The following is a 1,507-nucleotide window of genomic DNA, read 5'->3' as shown; positions in this document are numbered from 1 at the left end:
TCGATCAGGGTGCCGCGCATGTGCAGTGAAGCAACAAAAACATGGCTGCATCACGCTCCAGCGCTTTTAATTTTGCAGCGCTGCTTTCATAATCCGACCATTGGAAAACCTATGCTGACCTGGGACGAAGAAGTCAAGCCCTCATCGCAGAAACTCTTGGACGGCGGTCTGCAAAACAACCGCCCGGCGGAGTCGCCGTCCGCGCTTTCGCAAGCCGCTGCGGCACCCGCCGAAAGCCTGCCCGCCGGCAGCACGCCCACCCCCTCTGCCCCGCCCGCCGACACCGTGCACCGCCGCGTGAATGCCGCCGACAAGCGCATCATCAACGGCCAGACCGACGTCAATCAACTGGTGCCCTTCAAGTACAAGTGGGCCTGGGAAAAATACCTCGCCACCTGCGCCAACCACTGGATGCCGCAAGAGGTGAACATGACGCGCGACATCGCGTTGTGGAAAGACCCGAACGGCCTGACCGAAGACGAGCGCCGCATCATCAAGCGCAACCTCGGCTTCTTCGTGACCGCCGATTCGCTGGCCGCCAACAACATCGTGCTGGGCACGTACCGCCACATCACCGCGCCCGAATGCCGCCAGTTCCTGCTGCGCCAGGCCTTCGAGGAAGCGATCCACACGCACGCCTACCAGTACATCGTCGAATCGCTCGGCCTCGACGAGAGCGAGATCTTCAACGCGTACAACGAAGTCGCCTCCATCCGCAACAAGGACGAGTTCCTGATCCCCTTCATCGAGGCGATCATGGACCCCAACTTCAAGACCGGCACGCCCGAGACCGACCAGACGCTGCTCAAGTCGCTGATCGTTTTCGCCTGCCTGATGGAAGGCCTGTTCTTCTACGTCGGCTTCACGCAGATCCTCGCGCTCGGCCGCCAGAACAAGATGACCGGTGCCGCCGAGCAGTACCAGTACATCCTGCGCGACGAATCGATGCACTGCAACTTCGGCATCGACCTGATCAACCAGCTCAAGCTGGAGAACCCGCACCTGTGGACCGCGGAGTTCAAGGAAGAGATCAATGGCCTGTTCATGAAGGCCGTCGAGCTCGAGTACCAGTACGCCGAAGACACCATGCCACGCGGCGTGCTGGGCATGAACGCCTCCATGTTCAAGGGCTACCTGCGCTACATCGCCAACCGCCGCGCCACGCAGATCGGCCTGGAGGCGCTGTTCCCCAACGAAGAAAACCCCTTCCCCTGGATGAGCGAGATGATCGACCTCAAGAAGGAGCGCAACTTCTTCGAGACCCGCGTCATCGAGTACCAGTCCGGCGGTGCACTGTCCTGGGATTAGCCTCCCGACACATTCCAGGCCATGCATTTTCATTCCACGTCCCTCACCGGCAGCGCTGCAAAGCCCTGCCGCGCGGGGCGTTCCCGTGTTCATGGCGATGGGACTCGTCCCATCGCCATGGATCGCTCCATGTCCAATGCAGGCGTGGAGTGCTCTTTGCAAATTGACCCAAGGAGAAAATGATGGCAACTGCGAAAAA

General features: G+C 60.5%; 1 protein-coding gene. It reads left to right on the top strand.

Going from position 1 to position 1,507, the window contains the following annotated elements; all coding sequences use genetic code 11:
- Nucleotides 1-111: 111 nt before the first annotated feature.
- Entirely contained in the window at nucleotides 112-1,308 is a 1,197-nt protein-coding gene (locus AC27KI_RS24580) for a ribonucleotide-diphosphate reductase subunit beta (RefSeq protein ID WP_284429450.1), read from the top strand.
- The last annotated feature ends 199 nt before the right edge of the window (nucleotides 1,309-1,507 follow it).

The sequence above is a fragment of the Acidovorax sp. KPB24-03 genome, from assembly GCF_057546605.1.
The sequence above is the reverse complement of the archived record's forward strand: the minus strand, read 5'-3'. Positions and strand labels throughout refer to the sequence as shown.